This window comes from Chryseobacterium aurantiacum, assembly GCF_003020585.1.
Lineage (GTDB): Bacteria > Bacteroidota > Bacteroidia > Flavobacteriales > Weeksellaceae > Chryseobacterium > Chryseobacterium aurantiacum.
The window spans coordinates 238,209-258,166 of record NZ_PXUE01000003.1 but is presented as its reverse complement, the minus strand read 5'-3'; the positions used below and the strand labels follow the sequence as shown (position 1 = coordinate 258,166).

General features: G+C 36.7%; 14 protein-coding genes. 9 read left to right on the top strand and 5 right to left on the bottom strand.

Annotated features, from left to right (window positions below; translation table 11 throughout):
• Window positions 1-253: 253 nt before the first annotated feature.
• From mfd to pth, 7 genes are all read left to right on the top strand, one after another.
• Window positions 254-3,622, top strand: a complete 3,369-nt coding sequence (gene mfd, locus C7D53_RS13350) for a transcription-repair coupling factor (RefSeq protein ID WP_106916940.1) — start codon at window positions 254-256, stop codon at window positions 3,620-3,622.
• 370 nt (window positions 3,623-3,992) lie between these two features.
• Window positions 3,993-4,817 (top strand): hypothetical protein, encoded by an 825-nt coding sequence (locus C7D53_RS13345; RefSeq protein WP_106916939.1) that lies wholly within the window; start codon window positions 3,993-3,995, stop codon window positions 4,815-4,817.
• A 3-nt stretch (window positions 4,818-4,820) separates the two neighbouring features.
• Window positions 4,821-5,645, top strand: a complete 825-nt coding sequence (locus C7D53_RS13340) for a hypothetical protein (protein ID WP_106916938.1) — start codon at window positions 4,821-4,823, stop codon at window positions 5,643-5,645.
• A gap of 9 nt (window positions 5,646-5,654) precedes the next feature.
• Entirely contained in the window at window positions 5,655-6,389 is a 735-nt protein-coding gene (locus C7D53_RS13335) for a hypothetical protein (RefSeq protein ID WP_106916937.1), read from the top strand.
• Between the two features lie 149 nt (window positions 6,390-6,538).
• Window positions 6,539-7,423: a hypothetical protein gene (locus tag C7D53_RS13330; RefSeq protein ID WP_106916936.1), complete on the top strand. Its 885-nt coding sequence runs from the start codon at window positions 6,539-6,541 to the stop codon at window positions 7,421-7,423.
• Between the two features lie 99 nt (window positions 7,424-7,522).
• Window positions 7,523-8,443 carry a hypothetical protein gene (locus tag C7D53_RS13325; protein WP_106916935.1) on the top strand — a complete coding sequence of 307 codons (921 nt, stop codon included), beginning with the start codon at window positions 7,523-7,525 and terminating at the stop codon, window positions 8,441-8,443.
• Window positions 8,444-8,528: 85 nt separating this feature from the next.
• A complete protein-coding gene (pth, locus tag C7D53_RS13320; protein WP_106916934.1) occupies window positions 8,529-9,092 on the top strand; it encodes an aminoacyl-tRNA hydrolase in 564 nt (187 codons plus the stop codon).
• 186 nt (window positions 9,093-9,278) lie between these two features.
• On the opposite strand, the gene C7D53_RS13315 is transcribed toward pth, so the two are convergent.
• The 4 genes from C7D53_RS13315 to C7D53_RS13300 form a co-directional block, all read right to left on the bottom strand.
• Window positions 9,279-9,914, bottom strand: coding sequence for a carbonic anhydrase (locus C7D53_RS13315; protein ID WP_106916933.1), 636 nt, complete (start codon window positions 9,912-9,914; stop codon window positions 9,279-9,281).
• 54 nt (window positions 9,915-9,968) lie between these two features.
• Window positions 9,969-11,561, bottom strand: a complete 1,593-nt coding sequence (locus C7D53_RS13310; RefSeq protein WP_106916932.1) for a SulP family inorganic anion transporter — start codon at window positions 11,559-11,561, stop codon at window positions 9,969-9,971.
• 151 nt (window positions 11,562-11,712) lie between these two features.
• On the bottom strand, window positions 11,713-12,012 hold the full coding sequence (locus tag C7D53_RS13305) for a hypothetical protein (protein WP_106916931.1): 300 nt from the start codon (window positions 12,010-12,012) through the stop codon (window positions 11,713-11,715).
• Between the two features lie 21 nt (window positions 12,013-12,033).
• Complete coding sequence (locus C7D53_RS13300; protein ID WP_106916930.1) at window positions 12,034-12,702, bottom strand: carbonic anhydrase; 669 nt, start codon at window positions 12,700-12,702, stop codon at window positions 12,034-12,036.
• A 393-nt stretch (window positions 12,703-13,095) separates the two neighbouring features.
• On the opposite strand from C7D53_RS13300, the gene C7D53_RS13295 reads away from it, so the two are divergent.
• On the top strand, window positions 13,096-14,214 hold the full coding sequence (locus tag C7D53_RS13295; protein WP_106916929.1) for a helix-turn-helix domain-containing protein: 1,119 nt from the start codon (window positions 13,096-13,098) through the stop codon (window positions 14,212-14,214).
• Window positions 14,215-14,314: 100 nt separating this feature from the next.
• On the top strand, window positions 14,315-14,923 hold the full coding sequence (locus C7D53_RS13290; protein ID WP_106916928.1) for a DUF2306 domain-containing protein: 609 nt from the start codon (window positions 14,315-14,317) through the stop codon (window positions 14,921-14,923).
• Window positions 14,924-14,989: 66 nt separating this feature from the next.
• On the opposite strand, the gene C7D53_RS13285 is transcribed toward C7D53_RS13290, so the two are convergent.
• A complete protein-coding gene (locus C7D53_RS13285) occupies window positions 14,990-19,954 on the bottom strand; it encodes a T9SS type A sorting domain-containing protein (protein WP_106916927.1) in 4,965 nt (1,654 codons plus the stop codon).
• Window positions 19,955-19,958: the final 4 nt, after the last annotated feature.

Below are 19,958 nucleotides of genomic sequence, written 5' to 3'. Positions count from 1 at the left end.
ATACTATTCTCTTTAATGTTTGGTAGGCTTAAAAATCCCAAACACTATGCCACGAGAAAATATTTGAGTTATTTTAACAGGTAATTAAATAAATTAGCAGAAAATTAAGATTTAAACAACCTAAGTTGTTCATTTTAAATTTGAAAGTCTTCCCATTTCTATTGAAAGAAAAAAATATTCTTACCTTTGCCATAGCATAAACGGTTTCGGAAAACTCCCGAAATCGCTTTTGTCGTTTATACCATTACAATTTATGCAGTTAAAATCCATCAACGAAAAGTTTCTTCCTGATCTATTGCAAAAAGAATTTGGAAAAGAGATTTTTAGCCAGTTAGAAAACAATCAGCATATTGCTGTGAAAGGAAGTGCCGGATCTTCAGTTTCCGTCTTTGTAGCTGAACTTTTTTTGGTTCAAAAAAAACATATTCTTTATCTTGTAGATGATAAGGAAGATGCACTATATGCCAATACGGAAATGGAAGACCTGCTTGGAAAAGAAAAGGTGCTTTATTTTCCGGCAACCCATCTAGAGCCTTATCAGGTAGAGAAAACACAAAATGCCAATTTGGTATTGAGGACTGAGGTTTTAAATAAAATCAATTCCGGGAGATCTCCAAAGGTTATTGTAGCTTATGCGGGAGCCTTATCGGAAAAAGTATTAAAGAAAGAAGATTTTAAGGCCATTTCTCACCATATAAAGGTGGGAGATCAGCTGGATTTTGATTTTGTTGATGAATTGCTCAATCATTATCACTTTCAGCAGGCTGATTTTGTTTCTGAACCAGGAGAGTTCTCTGTGAGGGGAGGGATTGTGGATGTATTTTCTTATTCCTACGAAAAACCATACAGGATTACTTTCTTTGGTAATGAGGTGGAAAGTATTAAAACATTTGATATAGAAACGCAGCTTTCTGTAGAGAGGGTCAAGGATTTTCAATTGGTTTCGAATATGAATTTTTCTGTGACCGGAAGTAGAGTATCTCTGTTGCAGCTCTTGCCTAAGGAAAGTTATGTTATTTCCAAAAATGGAATGGTAGGAATGCAGAAGATTAAAACATTCTACGAAAAATCCCTTGAAAAATATGATACTTTAAATAAAGATATTGCGCATAGAGCACCACAGGAGCTTTTTATTTCCGATCAGGAATTTTTGTTTGATTATAAGAAATTTAAAACAGTTGATTTCGGAAACGCATCTATTGAAGGCTTAAAAGAGAGAGCTGACGTTAAAATGGAACAGCTCCCACAACCATCTTTTCATAAAAACTTTGAACTCCTTATTGAGGACATAGAAGAAAAGCAAAGTGAGGGGTTTGATACCTGGATTTCCTTTTCAACGGAGAAGCAGAAAGAAAGACTGGAATCTATTTTCGAAGAACTTGAACATGAACTTCCTTTTAAAAGTTTCAAATCCGAGTTGCATGAAGGGTTTGTAGATAATGGGCATAAGCTATTGGTATATACGGATCACCAGATTTTTGACCGCTATCAAAGATACAAGGCTAAAAATACCTTTGCAAAATCGGAACAACTTACCCTCAAGGATTTGATGTCTTTAAAGATCGGAGATTATATTGCCCATATAGATCATGGAATCGGTAAGTTTATGGGGCTGGTAAAAGTAAACAATGATGGCAAGATTCAAGAATGTTTTAAGCTAACCTATAAAAATGGAGACCTATTATATGTAAGTATTCATTCCCTGCATAAGATTTCAAAATACAATGGACCTGATGGTCGAGAAATTGTTTTGAGTAAACTAGGGTCTCCAACATGGAAGACCTTGAAGCAAAAAACAAAAGCCAAGGTTAAGCAGATTGCATTTGACCTTATCAGGTTATATGCTGAAAGAAAAACAGCTAAAGGTTTTGCCTATACACCGGATTCTTATTTACAGAATGAGCTGGAAGCAAGCTTTATTTATGAAGATACTCCTGACCAGGAAAAAGCAACCATAGATGTAAAAAAAGATATGGAAGCAGATACAGTGATGGACAGGTTGGTCTGTGGTGACGTAGGTTTTGGTAAAACAGAAGTTGCAATTCGTGCTGCCTTTAAAGCTGCTACAGACGGAAAGCAGGTTGCTGTACTGGTGCCGACAACTATTCTGGCATTTCAGCATTACAGAAGTTTTAAAGAAAGGCTTAAAGATTTTCCGGTAAATGTTTCTTATGTCAACAGATTCAGAACAGCCAAGCAAAAATCTGAAACCCTGGATGATCTGAAAAATGGGAAACTAGACATTATTATCGGAACCCATCAATTGGCAAGCAGCTCAGTCAAATTTAAAGATCTTGGGTTGTTAATTATTGATGAAGAACACAAATTCGGGGTGTCTGTGAAAGATAAACTGAAGACACTTAAAAATAATGTAGATACGCTTACCTTGACAGCAACTCCAATTCCTAGGACCCTTCAGTTCTCATTAATGGCTGCAAGAGATTTATCCGTAATCAAAACACCTCCGCCAAACAGGCAGCCGGTGGATACACAATTGATAGGATTCAGTGAAGAAATTCTTCGTGATGCTGTTTCTTATGAGCTTCAAAGAGATGGGCAGGTTTATTTTATCAATAACAGGATTGAAAACCTTAAAGATATTGCAGGACTTATTCAACGTTTGGTTCCTGATGCAAGGGTTATTACAGGACATGGGCAGATGGAAGGAAAGCAATTGGAAAAAAATGTGTTGGACTTTATGGAGGGAAAATATGATGTCCTTGTTTCGACCACCATTGTAGAAAGTGGGGTAGATGTCCCGAATGCCAATACGATCTTCATTAATGATGCTCAAAGATTCGGAATGGCGGATCTGCACCAGATGAGAGGAAGAGTGGGGCGAAGTAATAGAAAAGCTTTCTGCTACCTTATTACTCCTCCTTATGATATGATGACTTCTGATGCCAGAAAACGTTTGGAAGCAATAGAGCAGTTTTCAGATTTGGGAAGCGGTTTCCAGATTGCCATGAAGGATCTTGAGATTCGTGGAGCAGGAGATTTATTGGGAGCAGAACAAAGTGGATTTATCAATGAAATGGGTTTTGAAACCTATCAAAAACTAATGCAGGAAGCACTTGAAGAGTTGAAGGATGATGCTGATTTTGAAAGTTTATTTGAAAATGAAGAAGACAGGCAGAAGCTTTTCAAATCTGTGAAAGATGTGAATATCGATACCGATTTAGAGCTGATGTTACCGGATTTCTATATTTCCAATACAGAAGAAAGATTACTGCTTTATCAGAAACTAGCTGAGATTAATAATGAAAATGAACTTCACCAGTTTGAACTTGAATTGATTGACCGTTTTGGGGCATTGCCTAAGGAAGCTGTCAATTTATTAAAAAGTGTTTCCTTGAAATGGCTGGCTGCAGATATTGGTTTTGAGAAAATTGTTATGAAAAATGGGGTATTCCTTGGGTATTTCCCGGGTAACCCTCAGGATAAATTCTATCAGACAGATAGATTTAGACATATTATTAACTATTTAACCCGAAATCCGGCCGAAGCTCAGCTTAAGGAAAAATCCGGCAAAGAGGGAAATCAGCTTATGATGAGAAAAGAAAGGGTGAAAAATGTAGATGAGGTCAATATTTTATTAAAAGCGATAATTGAGCATAATTAAAGCATAATTTCTATAAATTAATAAGTTTACTGCAAACGCTGAAAAAACATATAAAATTTTAAGTTTTTATATGTTTTTTTGTGATTGTTATCAGTTTTTAGGTAGGTAATACTCATGCTTAAGAGAATTAAACCCTTTTTAACAGGGTGAAAATCACCATTCAATGACTAAAAAAAGTTTCCAACACACGGCACAGTAAGGGTTTGGGACCTTTTGGTATTTGAAAAAAATATAAAAAGTAGAGTTACGTAGAAATAATTCTACTTTTGTGTGTGATTAATTCTATCTCGTAATGTGTTTATTTCTATAGGTTTAAGTAGGTGTAACTGGAATTTTATGGACTTCAATTTGTACCTTTGCAGTCCTTATTATGAAAAAAATTATATTTTGTTGCGCGGCTGGACTTTTATCTTTCTATGCTAACGCACAGGTGGGAATCGGTACTGATAAACCAAAATCAATGCTCGATATCAATGGTAAAACCACCTTAAGAAAAGAACTTAGAGTAGGCGGGTCTTCAACTCAGGCAGGTAGTGCAGGATTGAACGGCCAGGTTTTGGTTTCCCAGGGAGAGGGCAAAGCTCCTGTCTGGAAATCATTGAATGTATCCTTTATGGAAGAGGGACAGTATAAATTGACTAATTCATATCTGTCGTCAGATCAAACGGGTATTGCATCCCTTTCTAATGGCGTTGCGGGTGATGGTATCTACACCAATAATGTTGGAGATGATATCACAGATGCGAGCAAAGGGAAATGGGCTAAAATTACAGGTCTTGAAAATAGTTTTACCATCAAGAATGGAAAAAACAGACTTACTTATCAGTTTCAGACTGGGATTGAAATGAAAGCACCTGTATCTACAACTTCACAAAACATAAGATTTGCCTGTGGCGTTTTCAGAAATGGTAAGCTGGTTGCGGTACGTCCGGACAGAGTAGCTTCCAATAATAATGATGCAAAAGGCGGTCTTCAGGATTATATTTTCACTCTTAATTATACAGAACTTGATGTTCCGGTAGGATTACACAAAATTGAAATTGCGTGTAGAAAGATTACCACTTCAAGCTCTCTTTCTCAATTTGCAGTTGGACGTGATGTTCAGTCGTCCAATGGAGCATCCAATGCATTTACTCTGGAATCTACCATGAAGATGGATGTCATTGAATATGTAAGTTATAAAACCAATAATTAAGTGATGAAAAAAATATTATCGACCTTATTTCTTGCCTCGGGCCTGCTATTGTCAGCTCAGGTTGGAATCAATACAGATTCTCCGAAAGCGAAAATTGACGTTAATGGAGATTTGAATCTAAGACAAAAAATTGTTGTACTCAATACTACTGATAATAGCCTTTCTCAAGGAAATAATGATCAGTTACTGGTTTCTCAGGGTGAAGGTTTTGCTCCAATATGGAAAACTCTTCGTATTCCTGAATATGAAACCAATAAATTTTATTTGATATTCAATAACTCCTTTTCGGATAAAGACGGAATTTTATTTGCATCCAGTGATGAAGTAAGTTTAACGACTTCTAAGGCGGCTACATTTGTGAAGGGAGCTGATCTTAGCAGTTTGAAAGGATTTAAAAAAATTAATGGACTATCACAGGATATTAGTGTTTTCAGTACAGAGAGTAAGGCTTATTTCCAGTTTGAAACTGTGGTGCAGGCGGATTTCTCTACCCTTTCTGCCAATGCTGATGATACTTCTATAGACTATGCATGCGGTATTTTTGTAGATAATAAATTGATCAATCTTAGACAGAGAAACTTAAAGGCAATCAACTCTTCTTTTCCTTTCCTTACCCATAATCAAATTGGTATTGTAGAGAATCTTCCCAAAGGAATTCATAAAGTAGATGTGGCGTGCTCGAGACTGGCTTCCTATGGAGAAAGTTTTAGAAAGCTATCGGTTGGAACGAATACCAGTTCAAACATTAATGATTTCATTGCTCAGTCATCCCTAAAGGTAGATGTATATGAGGTTCCACAAGTATTTAACCCGATAATAGTAAATTAAAAACCAATTATGAAAAAAATATTTTTTGTTCAATTTTTATTGTTTATCGGACTTGCAAGTGCTCAGGTGGGTATTAATACTGCTAATCCTGTCAATATGCTTGATGTAAATGGAGACATTAATGTAAGAAAGGAATTAAGAACCGGAGGTACCAATGCCTTGAAAGGATCATCTGGATTAGCCGGAGATATTTTTCACAATAATACTGATCTTCAGGCCAATGACTGGAAGGCTGTCAAAATTGCTGATGGGATGGGAAGTATGTCTTTATTTTCTATCAATACCGTTGCGGATAAAACAGGAGTTTCTTTCTCCGGAAATAACGGGCAATCTGTTCCTTATTATGAAGGGAATTCTATCAGCGGATGGTCTGCAATTCCCTCAGCTTCTGATACATTTTCTGTTACCAATGCTAATAATAAAGTAACATTCTCATTTCAGACAACAGTGCAAAAAACAGGAGGTAATTCTGCCAGTTTTGCATGTGGAGTTTTTGTAGATGATTTACTTAAAGCAGTAAGAACGGATGTACTATTGGGAGAAAGTGGAGCCTACAAAATTTTTAACCTTAATGCTACATTAACTAATATTACTCCTAAAAATCAATATAAAGTTAAAGTTGCCTGCATAAAAAGAGCAATTTCCGGGAATACGCTTGGTATCGGAAGAGCTGTGGATGGCTCATTCCTAAACAGTGATATGTCACAGTCTGTATTAACAACATCTGTACTTCAGCCGTATTAATTTCCGGACTTATATAATAAATTAGAATCTAAAAACGTTATGTTTTTAGATTTTTTTGTTTATTAACTCAGTTCTTTGTGAATTTGTAAGGATAAAGTACTCCTTTTTGTTGAAAATTGAATTATATTTGAGCAAGTTAAAATTTTTTTATGGTAAAAAACTATTTTCTTAAAATGTTTGCCGGTATTGCTCTTTTTGGTTTACTGGCTTCATGTAATACAACACAGGATCCTACGGAGTCAAAACCAAACCCTGACGATGGACCTGCGGTACCAAAAATTCTTACAAAGGTTATGATGGATACAAGCCTTTATGAAGAATATATTTCAACCAATAAAGGTGTTCTGCAGCAAAATTTATTTAAAGATGAAAAAGCTGTTAATACGTATTACACAGGTACATTAACATACACTGATGACCCTGATGATAATACGAAAAAAAACATCACTAAAGTTAAGTTTGTAAGTCCGGCCGCCGGAAGCCTTAGTTATAGTTTTGATATTGTACCAGGGCAAAAAGGAAAAATCTCCTCCGTATCATGTACAGCAACAGGAGCAAATCCTGCCGTTTCTCACTTAAGTGACTATGCCTTTACCTATGATGCAACGGATAAGCTGACTAAGATTCTTGAAAAAAGAAAAGAAGGTGGAATTTCTGCCTATAATAAGTTCATAGAATATACCTTTGTGTATTCTGGAGACAATATTTTTCAGGCCATTTGCAAAAAAGGGATTCTGGATATCACCGGTGCTCCCGAAATGGCAACGGCAGTGAAGACAACCTATAGTTTTCAAAATTATGATTCAAAGAAAAGTGCATTTTCTTTACTTCCTAAGAACTATTTTATCGTACGAAGTTTAATGGATCCTACCAATTTCTATAAGATGTCTCCGAATAATCCTACATCTATGTATTTTGATATGCCGCCTCCAACTCCGTCTGTTAATACGGGGCAGAGTTATTCTTATGATAATCAAGGATATCCTATGGCAGAAAAAAATCAGAAATTTACATTTACCTATAAAAATTTATAGGATAAATATTACTATTAATCTTACCAGAATATAAATAATAATATAATTTTTATGCAAAAAAAAATTATATTTGTCAAAAAAATAATCAATTACCTGAAAATGAAACAAATTTTCTATTTTATCTTATTAATTGCAGGTTTTTCTTCAATACACTCCTGCAAAAATTTATTGGATGAAGACGGGAATCCTCTATTGGATCTGAACGATAAGGGAGGTCTGAATGGGCCTAGAGCATTATATAGAGAGATTACAGCTAAGGACACCCTTGCTGAATATCATTATAGCGGACTTCTTGTTACTAAAGTAATTACAGACAGTGCCTCTATTACAGATATCATGTACAGTGGTGATAAAATAAGCCAAATTAACTTTAATGGTTTCCTGGATCTTGATGGAAACGGAAAACTTGATAAGGATAGTGTATCGTATTCTCAGATTTTTAACTATGGTAATAACAGTAAGTTACAAACAATCTCTGAAAACCGTTCTATCTTCAGAAGAACACCTCCTGTTCTACCAACAGATCCTCCTGGACCACAAACGTTATTAAGTAAAGAAAAGTCTCTTTACAGAATAGTATACAATCCTGTAACTGCAAAACTGGATTCTATCGATATGAAGAATGGGGTAGAGGTTGCCGGAACTGCGTTTGCATTTACAAATTATTCAAAAACGGCTTATTCTTATGTTGGGGATAATGTATCTAAGGTTATAAGACATTATGGACTTATAAATAGTGCACCGACTAAAAAATACAGCTATGATTATTATGCGTATGATGATCAGATCAGTCCGTTCACCTTATTACCGCATGCCTATAAGATTTCAAGATTATTATCCACTATAATCAATGATAAAGAAAGTCTTATCCTATCTCCAAATAACCCGAAGAGATGGTCTGTTACAGATTTAACAGTACCTATTCCAACTCCGGTTGTAAAGAGCACCAATTATGCATATGACCTACAGACTTATATGACAAAAGGATATGGTATCAACTACATCTATAAACCACAATAGAATAGTTTTTTAACAATATTTAAACTCAATCTTGCTAAGGTTGAGTTTTTTATTTTTTATCTCTTAATTTTGCAAAAAATTTCTGATGAAATATTTAATAGTTGGGCTTGGGAATAAAGGCTCAGAATATGAAAATACACGACACAATATAGGATTTAAAGTGGCCGAGAAAATAGCTGAAACACTTGAGGTATCTTTTAATACCGCTAACTTCGGCTGGATGGCAGAAGGAAAGTATAAAGGCAGAAAAGTTTTTGTTCTGAAACCTGATACCTATATGAATCTTTCAGGAAATGCTGTAAGATACTGGATGCAGAAAGAAAATATTCCCTTAGAGAATGTACTGATTGTAACCGATGATTTGGCCCTTCCTTTCGGGACATTGAGGTTGAAGGGGAAAGGTTCTGATGCCGGTCATAACGGGCTCAAAAACATCAATGAAGTATTACAGACTCAAAACTATGCACGACTTCGTTTTGGAATTTCGGCAGATTTCTCTGCGGGTAGACAGGTAGATTACGTATTGGGAACCTGGAATGAGGAGGAAACGGAAAAGCTTTCTGAGAGAATTGAGACCTTTTCAAAGGCTAGTCTTTCCTTTGTTTTTGCCGGAATCAGCAATACAATGTCAGCTTTTAATGGTAAATAAGAAGCAAACCTGTTGATCAGGACAAGCATTGTATAGAAAATAATTAAATTTCGATTTGAATAAAAAAAGGCCATCGGATTCCCGATGGCCTTTTGACGTGCTTTAAAAATTAATTTCCAATCAATTTATCTGAGCGAGGCTCTATTTTGTCTATTTTTTTTTGTAACTAGCTGAAATGAAATGATGTTATAACCAGCTTACAGCGCCAGTTTCAACATCGTAATTGGCTCCAACGATTTTAATCTTACCGTCTTCTTCAAGCTTTCTAAGTGTTGTGCTCTGCTTACGGATGTCTTCAATCGCACTTCTTACGTTTTGATGATTAAGTCTTTCCAAAAGTGAGCTGTTTTTTGATGAACGTTCTTCATTTTCCTCAATCACTTCATTGATGATTGGATCAAAATGATTGATAAGGTGGTTTAGATTATCCATTCCCAGTCCTTCAATTTGTGCAGCATCAAGACCTCCTTTTAAAGCACCACATTTTGTGTGCCCTAAAACTACGATCAGTTTGGAACCTGCAACGTTACACCCGAATTCCATTGAACCAAGGATATCCTGATTAACAAAATTACCGGCAATTCTGATACTGAAAACATCTCCCAGCCCTTGGTCAAAAATAAGCTCTGCAGAAGTACGGCTGTCTATACAGCTTAAAACCACAGCAAAAGGCCATTGTCCTTCGCGGGTAGCATTTACCTGCTCCAGAAGATCTCTGTTTGCTTTAAGGTTATTTACAAACCTTTGGTTTCCTTCTTTTAAAAAGTCTAAAGCTTTTTCAGGAGTAATTGATGACTGAGTTTCGTATGTATGTGCTTTCATATAATTTAATTGTTTTTCGAATTTAAAGTTAATAATAAATGTTAATAAGTGAGCTTACATTGCTCTTTTGTGGGTAATTAGGATGTGAGAATCTTCACTCCTTTCATAATCCCTGTATGAAGTTTTAAAGCCTAAAAGCTCTACATTGATGTCCTCTTCCTTTGCACGGATATTGGCAAAATCCTGGATCATTTCCAATACATCTGTAGCAATATAAGAGGTTTCTCTTGCATCAATGATCACATTGGAATTAGGCTTAATGTTTTTCAAAGTTTTTTTAATGGCAGCCTTATTTAAGAATGAAACCTCTTCGGCTAATTTTATTCCGATCCCATCGGCATCATCCAGTTTTTCTCTGCTTAAATAATAAGCTCGTTTCATATTTCCTTGAAGGATATAGAAAACAGAGATCGCAAGACCAATTCCAACTCCTTTTAATAAGTCTGTTGCTACCACTGCCACTACCGTTGCTACAAATGGTACAAACTGGAATTTTCCAAGATGCCAGAAATGTTTGAACGTAGCTGGTTTCGCCAGCTTATATCCTACCAGAATCAATACTGCAGCAAGAGTTGCAAGCGGGATAAGGTTTAGGATAAAAGGAATGGTAAGGACGCATACCAGTAGAAGAACTCCGTGGATCATCGCTGATGTCTTGGAAGTAGCACCCGCATTCGCATTAGCAGAACTTCTTACCACTACAGAGGTCATTGGAAGTCCTCCAATGAATGAACTGATAAGGTTTCCTATTCCCTGAGCTTTAAGTTCAAGGTTAGTATCTGTAATTCTTCTTTGTTTATCTAATCTGTCTGATGCTTCAATACAAAGTAAGGTTTCAATAGAAGCTACAATGGCAATAGTTGCTCCTACGATCCATACTTTAGGATTGGTGAATCCTCCGAAATCAGGCATTACAATAAGATTTTTGAAATCCTCCAAAGATTTTGGAACCGGTAAAGATACTAAGTGCTCTGTGCCAATAGCCAATGCACTTCCAGACAATTTAAATGCTTCGTTTAAAAGGATTCCGGCAACTACGGCAACCAAGGCTCCCGGAAGCATTTTCAATTTTCTAAGACCCGGTATTTTGTCCCATGCAATAAGAATACCTACTGATACTGCAGTTACAAGAATGGCTCCCAAATGAATAGCTCCAAACAACTCTGTGAAATAATTAAAATTAATCCCATTGCTGAAAAGAGATTGATTTCCTTCGTAATCTTTATCAAATCCCAACGCGTGCGGAATTTGTTTTAGAATAATAATAATACCGATGGCGGCAAGCATTCCCTCAATAACGTTATTGGGAAAGTAATTGGAAATACTACCTGCTCGAACGAATCCTAGAATCAATTGAATTAATCCTGCGATGATTCCGGCGCAAAGAAATAGTTCAAATGCTCCAAGATCAGTAATTGCAGTAAGAACAATAGCAGTAAGACCTGCAGCCGGTCCTGAAACCGAGATATTAGAATTACTAAGAAATCCTACGACAAGACCTCCTACTATCCCGGAAATAATCCCGGATAATGGCGGGGCTCCCGATGCTAAGGCGATTCCTAAGCACAGGGGAAGCGCTACTAAGAATACAACGAGTCCGGAAGGGAAATTCTCCTTGATTCCTCCTAATAATGATGTTTTTTTCATGATATTTTTGAAAATATTATAACCGATTGATTTATTCCTAAATAATCAATTATAAAAGATTGGAAAATTAATTTTAAAGCACGTACATGATTGTTCAGTGCCGGAAAACGACATGAACGGGTGTACAAAATAATCTAATGATACTTAAAAATTAAGCTTCCGGAGGCGGAGAAAATATAGTGAGTAAAGGTGAAAGATGAAAAGAATCATCCACCAATATAAAAGACATCCCCTGAAGATCAGGTTCAGAAAATTTTAGATAATCGAAGACATCCAAAGGTTTTGGAAGGGTCTTTTCATACACAATAAATGAGGATGGGTGAGAATGTGGTTCTTCTTCATTAACTATTATATTCGTTCTTAGAATATCCCAGCCTGCAACCGCAGCAATGCTTGGCAGCGCTGTAAAATTCAGAAAAAACGTTAATACAATAATACTCCAGAATTTCATTTTACATTCTTTTTAGAAAAACTATTTGGTCTTCCTGCTCATTACCCAATCAGAACCTGTAAGATTGTAGATCTTTTGGATATCTTTTAAGGTTTTCTCAAAATCAATTTCCAGATCAATAATTTTACCTGTTCTAAGGTCAAATACCCAGCCGTGCACAATAGGTTGCTCTTCTAAGATATACCTTTCCTGTACGCAGGCCATTTTAATAACGTTGATGCATTGCTCCTGAACATTAAGTTCTACAAGTCTGTCATAACGTTTGTCTTCATCTGTGATGGAATCAAGTTCAGCCTGGTGCAATCTGTAAACATCACGAATATTTCTCAACCAAGGATTTAACAATCCTAAATCCTGAGGAGTCATCGCTGCTTTTACGCCACCGCAGTTGTAGTGTCCACATACAATAATGTGCTTTACTTTTAGATGTTCTACAGCATATTGAATAACCGCTGTGGAACTCATGTCTAAAGTATTGACAACATTAGCAATGTTTCTGTGAACGAAAACCTCTCCCGGTTTTGCACCCATCAATTCTTCTGCTGTTGCTCTGCTGTCTGAACATCCGATATACAGATAGTCAGGATGCTGAGTTTTTGCCAACTCATGGAAGAAATGTGGATCTTCTGAAACTTTAGATTCTACCCATTTTCTATTGTTCTCGAAAATAACCTCGTACGATTGTGACATAATTTTAAAAATTTAAAAAAGGTTTATAATTATTTATTTCGTTTAAATTATTTTCAAAATCAATAGACTAAATCAATAATTGTGCAAAAATATACTTTTTGCAGAAAAATCACTTACTTTTAACAAAGTTTAATATTAAAATATGCTTAAAATCATATCTAATATTCCGATATACTTTGCCTTAGAGGGATTGCTAGCCATTCGATAATCCAAACGTTTAAAATCTAAGATAAAATTACGAAGTATAAATTATAATTTGAGAATTGTACATTAAAATTTTTTTAAATTTTGATGTTGCCCTAAAGACCAGTAGATCATGATATTCAAAATAAATCATTATTTAGTGTGGGAAAATGAATAAATTAATGCCCTGATTTTAACCCTATAGTTTCAATGGAGAACTTTGATCTGGGAATATTTTATTGGGCAGGAATTTTTATTGCCTGCTTTTCATCTTTCCTGATATTGGGAAAGCCACAAAAGAGAACATCGGATTTTCTTTTGGCAATTTGGTTTCTGATTATAGGGGTTCATCTTGTTTTTTTTGTATTGCTTCGTTCAGGAGGTTATATGAAATTTCCTTATCTCATTGGATTTGAACTTCCTTTTCCTTTCATGCACGGTCCTATGTTGTATTTGTATATTTTGAGTGTTACAGGCAGAAAGATGAGCTGGAAGATCTGGTTGCTGCATTGCATGCCTGTTCTGCTGATTTATGTGGTTCTATTTCAATTTTTGATGTTGTCTCCTCATGAAAGAATGTTGGTTTACCAGAATAGGGGTAAAGGATATGAAGGGTTGAGTGACGCTCTCAAATTTTTAATGATCATGTCCGGAATTGTATATGTGGGCTTAAGTCTGCTTGCAATCAGAAAATACAAGAAAGAGATTTCCAATCAATACTCCAACACGGAGAAAATTAACCTGAATTGGGCATACTATCTGATTACAGGAATTGCGTTCATATGGATTGCCGTGGTCATAAGGAATAATATTCTTATTTTTTCTATGGTGGTACTGTTTATTCTGGTAGCCGCTTACTTTGGTATCAGTCGTGTGGGTATTTTGGGTTTACCGGTTGTAGCTGATGATGCTGATGAAAAAGAAATTGATAATGAGGTGGTAAAGTATCAAAAGAACTCTCCGGGAGATGGTGTTATACAAGGCATCTACGAAAAACTTGTGTATAGGATGAATCATGAAAAGCTGTATAAAGATCCAGATCTGAACCTGAATCATGTTGCACAGCTGCTGGATGTTCATCCCAATGTGTTATCCCAGACCATTAATTCAGTAGAAAATAAGAACTTTTATGATTATATCAACCGGCAAAGGGTTGAGGAGTTCAAAAAAATAGCACTACTTCCTGAAAATCAAAAGTACACAATTTTGTCATTAGCTTTTGAAAGTGGGTTCAATTCCAAGACCTCATTTAACAGGAATTTTAAGAAATACATGAATTGTTCTCCAAGAGAGTTTTTAAAAAGTCAAAATCTTACTTTAGAAGAGTAAGTGTCACATAATAAATGATATAATATTTGTTTCATCTTTCATTTTGGAACAGTTGAACCTTTCTTTATGCTCATTTTTGCAGGAAAATTAATCAACTGTCATGAGGAAGCTCTTATTTATTATCGTCTGTATTTTTGCATTGCTTATTGGTGTTTATCCTTTAATTTATTTTTTTGTTGATCACAAGAATACCTTTTTAGGCTCTAAATCTTTGGATGTTCTCCAAAACCAAATCTGGAGAATTGCATTTTTTGCCCATATTATTTTTGGCGGAATTTCTCTCTTTATAGGCTGGCGCCAGTTTGGGAGTAAGTTCAGGAATAAATACATCAGAATACACAGAAGTATTGGAAAAGTGTATGTGGTTTCGGTGCTGATAAGTTCTGTTGCTGCTATCTATATGGGATTTTATGCCAATGGCGGGGTTATTTCTGCTACAGGTTTTATTGGTTTGGGACTTGTTTGGCTGGTTACAACTCTTCTGGGATTGGTTGCAATAAGAAAAGGAGAGGTTATAAAACATAAACGATTCATGATCTACAGCTATGCCTGTACTTTTGCCGCAGTAACCCTCCGGTTATGGTTTCCATTGTTGCAGAATATTACGCATAACCCTCTTGGTTCCTACCTTGCTGTAGCCTGGTTATGCTGGGTTCCTAATGTATTGGTTGCTTATTTTATTACCCGGAATTTGAGAATTGAGAATTGATGTTTTTAATTTTTTGCATAAAAAAACGGCCCCAATTGGGGCCGTTTAATGTGAGAATAATAAATGTTATTCTTTAATAATTTTCACCAATGTTTCAGAATTATTGATTCTTACTAAATAAGCTCCCGATATTAAAGAAGACAGATCTGTTTTCTCATTTTCAAACTTACCGGATTTGATAAGTTGTCCAGACATATTATAGATCTGATAGTAATACTCTTTAACCTCATTAGGCTTGATATACAGAATACTTTTTACCGGATTCGGGAATACAGTTAGCTTGTCCTTTACAACCATTTCTGTAACCTTTGCTTGCTCAAAAGTATTGGATGCTTTTCTAAGGGCATCTTTTGGTACGGCTACAGCATTAGGGTCGTATCGGGCTATTTCTTTACCTAAACTGTTATATTGAATTTTGGCACAACGGCAAGACATTCCTGCCTGTGGAGAAAATGCAAAAGATGGGTTCAGGAAATATAGCTTATCATTTGCCCCGGTTGTAATTTCAGCATTGAAATACATTCCTGCCGCATGTCCACTGCTTCCTAACGGTGAAGAAGTCCAAATACCAGATCTTCTAAGTTGGGCTGTTACATCCGGTGTTACGATGTCATCAAGTGTTTTACCTCCTGCAAAACCTCTGATGCCATTATTGGCAAAGGTTCCAATGTTATATTCAGGTCTGTTTAGAATATATCCATATCGTATAGGTAGTTTATTGGTTGGTATTACCCTTACATAACCACCCAGATAAGTCATTTTATTAACGTTATAAGGTTCATTGCTTACATAGGCATTAACATCTGAGGGGTCTATTCCATAGAAGTTTTTATAAACTCCTGACTGTAGGATACTGAACTTAGCATTGTAAAACCAAGGTGAGTTACCTTTGGCATAGGCTAGATATCCATCAAATATATTCACACCTTCTGCAGATGTACCTTGTAAGTCTGGTATTCTCCATCCTTCAGGACAAGGGTCATACGGAGATTTTTCCGTAGCGTGTCCCCAACGATTGGGAAGAAGTCCGTTCTCATTAGATAACCAGTCTTTAACCGGGCTGGTGGAGTTATTATACAAGAATATAAATGGATTGTTTACAGAATATTTTATAATTTTCTTTATCCTGTCTGCTGTAGCATCATTGGCATTGATGATACTTGAATACGTGGAATATTCCTTAGTATAATTTGCTTCATAATTTGTATTGTTAATTGCCGCAGAGTATACCGGAGCAGTACCACTTATACCTGTCTGTCTAAAGATAGTATACACATTAAATGAACGATAGGTGTTGTAAAAACCTCCTGGATTATAGAATACAGGAATTGGGTCTTTTCTTCCCCACTGAAAGTGCATACCCCCACTGTTCTTTATTTGTAATACCCTTAAACTATTTTCAGCCGTTGGGTTAGCTGGGTTGTAGGATAATGGGTCGGTGGTTGACTCTGCCGGGAGTGCCATATGAGTATCGATAAAAGGCATTTGTGCTCCTAAATCCCTATCCATTAGAATAGTCTTCAAAGGAACTCCATAGTAACTGTTGGCGGGGTTTACAAATTGGTTGCTTGTATCCGCTTTAATACCTCCATTGGCTACTGTTTCTGTAGTGAATTCAGCCTGCTGCTGTACGATAGACTGTGGAACCCATATATGCCAGCTCCAGATAATAGGGTCACTGTTGTTATTGTTTACCCACTGTCCTGAATTTCCTAAATGAAATGCGACTACGGCATTACCAGCTTTGTTTTCATTCAGGGTTACTCTTAATTTAGCATCTTCCATAGCGCCATCTATAATCTCCACTTTTGAGATGAGAGTCTTGTCAGTTGTCCATACAATGGATGTTGACTTGGTACTTCCGGTAGGGAAATCATTACTCTCCGATAAGTATAGTTTATACATTGCATAAGCCTTTCTTAAAGGAATATCAATTATTCTATCCTTATCAGCCGGAGTTGGAGTTGCTAATGTTGAATTGGTATACTCAATATAGCTATTAGCTTCCTTTGTCCATCCTTTAAGGGTTTCCAATGAGTATTGTACAGGAGATGAGGCAATATATTCTGCTTCAAATTCTGTAGGCATATAAGCATTATTAGGATCCTTTATACAACGTACTGCTCTTGTTTCATAAGTATTTCCTTCCAAAACTCGGTTGTATGCGATGTTATGCCATCCCAGATTTGAGTGGCCGGGTACGTTTCCTGCATCGGATATAAGGAAAAGACCTCTTGCTCCTGTAACAGGAGCTTCTCCTGGGCTGATGGAAGAGAAAAACGTAGATGCATGCAATGCTCCGTCACTGTGCTGGTCTTGAAAACCTATGAATGGTTGTTTGTATAACTTGTTGCCATCCCTTAGGGCATCAATCTGTGCACTGGTACGGTTCGCCAAAGTCATTGGTTGAGGATAATATTCATAATTTCCTGTAATTGGCAGCATTCCTAAATTTCGGTCCGCAACATTGCTTAAATCAAATCCATATCCAGGATATACTTTTATTCCAGGGTATTGAACACTTGGAGTGTTGGGAACAATATCCACATTCCCTAAGCCTCCGGTTTTACCCCACGGGCTGGATTTAGGTGAAGCATCTACTGATGAGTAGAAAGATGGAACTCTCCATCCGCAAGGGCATGGGTCAAAAGAGGATTTCAGGGCATATTGCTTACTTTCTTTCGCAACTGTTGCATCAGAAGTATTCATATTTACCCATTTTCCACCACGGGTATCTCCCCAAAGGTCCCAGGTTTCATTTTCGTAATGGTTATTTTTATTGAAAAATTTATATTTATTTTTAGAGAACCATGTAGTTTGTTCTTTCCTTTCCCAATCAGATGCATTCGGCCCTTGCTTCAGATAGTTTTCACCATTATCCACCAACGTTTCTCCAATTTTGTATACATAGACAGGAGGAATAATCAGGTTGATTGGATTATTAATAGAATATCTGATGTTTCCGTTAGGAGAGTCAAAACCTGTATTGTCAGCTGCTGCATATAGATTTCCTCTGTATTTCAAGGGAACAGAACCTTTTAATGTTCCTACTTCTCCTTTGATGGTATATACCGAAAGGTCCTTGTAATTGGATGGGAATGGGTCTTTTCTTCCCCATTGATACTGCAATCCTCCAGATTTATGGAAATCATGACCTACAAGATTTGCATTGGTTGCTCCTAGGTTTCTGTCCATCCATCTCCAGTCTGTAACCTGTTGGTTTTCTTTGTCAGCTTCAAATCCTTGATGATAAGTACTTCCGTTCGTTGGGTCATCAGTAACCCAAACGTGCCATGTCCAGTATACCTTATCATTGATACGATAAGAAACTACAGCGTTTCCTTCTTTAAGCTTGTTAACAAGTACTTTGATTTTAGCATTTTCTCCACTTCCCTCAAGGGCAACTGATTGTATCAATCCCACTTCATCTTCCCAATATAATCCCGCTTTTGCAATTCCTCCGTCTGGAATTTTAGTATAATTGTTAAGCTCATCTTTCATTAAATCGCCTCCTTTTGCCCACATTTCATGTGCCTTTTTAACAGGAATGTAAAGACCATCTACGGCATTGCCATTCTTGTCTTTTCCTGTAAAGATATAGCTGTTAGGAGCCTTGGTCCAGTCTGTGGCATTGTTATCAGGAGTGGCTCCCGAATTTACGGTGAAACATGAGTTGACACATTCTCCAACATTATAAGGAACATTGAAGATTCCTACATAGTTAATGAATTTTGATACTTCCGATTCAATATCCTGTAAAGATCTTACAGGCTGGTAGAAGTTGGTTACATCATTTCGTAGTGCTCCCATGCCATATAAAGTCATTTCCGGAGTATGAGAAATGATGAGGTCTTCAGAACCTGGCCCTCTGCGGGCATTTCCTTCGTTATTGGTATAACCGAAATGAGGAGCTCCATAATTACTGTGAGCAGTCAGATTGGTAATATTGATATAGGTACCATTGCTTTTATATACCCTGAATCCTGTGATATAACTCGAGACAATCACGATAGGCTCCTGATCCGTCATGAAGTCAGATAGTTTCTCATGAATTGTATTATACATATTAAAGTATCTGCTTTCCAGGCTGTTTGGGTTCTTGAAATTATGATAGCCTGGTCCGTTAGGCTCTCCTGGCCATTGGCTGAATTTCATCATTAATCCGTGAATGGAAAATTTCCCTGCAAACATGTATACCGGATCATTATAGCTGTATAAATACGGTATTGGGTGTCCAGGCATTGCATGATAGATAAACTCAGGCGTAGCTCCCAATGTGTCACTTATTGCCCCTGTATTTATCAGTTTTACAGATTTACTGCCATTGATATCTGTGATGAGGTTTGAAGGATTTGTTGTAGCAAATACCACATCATCCTTTTTATTGTTCATGATGACATTGCCAAGCTTGTTCCATGCATGGGCCGATGTTACCCTGTCTTTAATACCGGTCACCTTTCCTGCATTGTCTAGGATCAATGTATTTTCCTTTTTAGGAGTAAGGAGGATGGTATATTCGTTTTCATCCAGATCACAGCTGGTAGCTGCATAATCTCCCTGCTTGTAATGACTTACTGATTTATTCCAAACCACACTGTTGAAATTGCTGAGATTGGAATTTGAGCTGAGCTCAATTTTCAGATTGTACGTTGCTGTGGTGGAGGCAGGTAATTCGAAAACAGCCTTCAGGTTTTCATTGTACTGGTTGTAAGAATACAAGATCTTGCACCAAGCGGTTACCCAGTTCCCTTGCGCGTTCTGGTACTTGATTTCCATTCGGATGTCATCACTGGTAAAAGGTTTTGTAAGCTTACCTTCAACAATGGTTAATCCTTTTTGGTTCACATTCTGCTGAATGCTGAAACCTGGATCTAAATCATAAAGATAGGGTGGAGCATAATGGCTCGACCGTGAAAATTCTTCTTTTCCATAACCGTACTCTGCCGGGACGGAAGAGACTCTCGAAAAAGCATGGGCAGGTACTATACAAAATAGTACGGCTAGTGCCCTGAGCGTAGACTTTTTTTTCATAATG

Bases quoted from the DNA above. Each gene is read 5' to 3' on its own strand.
- mfd (WP_106916940.1), top strand. From the start codon at position 254: ATGCAGTTAAAATCCATCAACGAAAAGTTTCTTCCTGATCTATTGCAA.
- C7D53_RS13345 (WP_106916939.1), top strand. From the start codon at position 3,993: ATGAAAAAAATTATATTTTGTTGCGCGGCTGGACTTTTATCTTTCTAT.
- C7D53_RS13340 (WP_106916938.1), top strand. From the start codon at position 4,821: ATGAAAAAAATATTATCGACCTTATTTCTTGCCTCGGGCCTGCTATTG.
- C7D53_RS13335 (WP_106916937.1), top strand. From the start codon at position 5,655: ATGAAAAAAATATTTTTTGTTCAATTTTTATTGTTTATCGGACTTGCA.
- C7D53_RS13330 (WP_106916936.1), top strand. From the start codon at position 6,539: ATGGTAAAAAACTATTTTCTTAAAATGTTTGCCGGTATTGCTCTTTTT.
- C7D53_RS13325 (WP_106916935.1), top strand. From the start codon at position 7,523: ATGAAACAAATTTTCTATTTTATCTTATTAATTGCAGGTTTTTCTTCA.
- pth (WP_106916934.1), top strand. From the start codon at position 8,529: ATGAAATATTTAATAGTTGGGCTTGGGAATAAAGGCTCAGAATATGAA.
- C7D53_RS13315 (WP_106916933.1), bottom strand. From the start codon at position 9,914: ATGAAAGCACATACATACGAAACTCAGTCATCAATTACTCCTGAAAAA.
- C7D53_RS13310 (WP_106916932.1), bottom strand. From the start codon at position 11,561: ATGAAAAAAACATCATTATTAGGAGGAATCAAGGAGAATTTCCCTTCC.
- C7D53_RS13305 (WP_106916931.1), bottom strand. From the start codon at position 12,012: ATGAAATTCTGGAGTATTATTGTATTAACGTTTTTTCTGAATTTTACA.
- C7D53_RS13300 (WP_106916930.1), bottom strand. From the start codon at position 12,702: ATGTCACAATCGTACGAGGTTATTTTCGAGAACAATAGAAAATGGGTA.
- C7D53_RS13295 (WP_106916929.1), top strand. From the start codon at position 13,096: ATGGAGAACTTTGATCTGGGAATATTTTATTGGGCAGGAATTTTTATT.
- C7D53_RS13290 (WP_106916928.1), top strand. From the start codon at position 14,315: ATGAGGAAGCTCTTATTTATTATCGTCTGTATTTTTGCATTGCTTATT.
- C7D53_RS13285 (WP_106916927.1), bottom strand. From the start codon at position 19,954: ATGAAAAAAAAGTCTACGCTCAGGGCACTAGCCGTACTATTTTGTATA.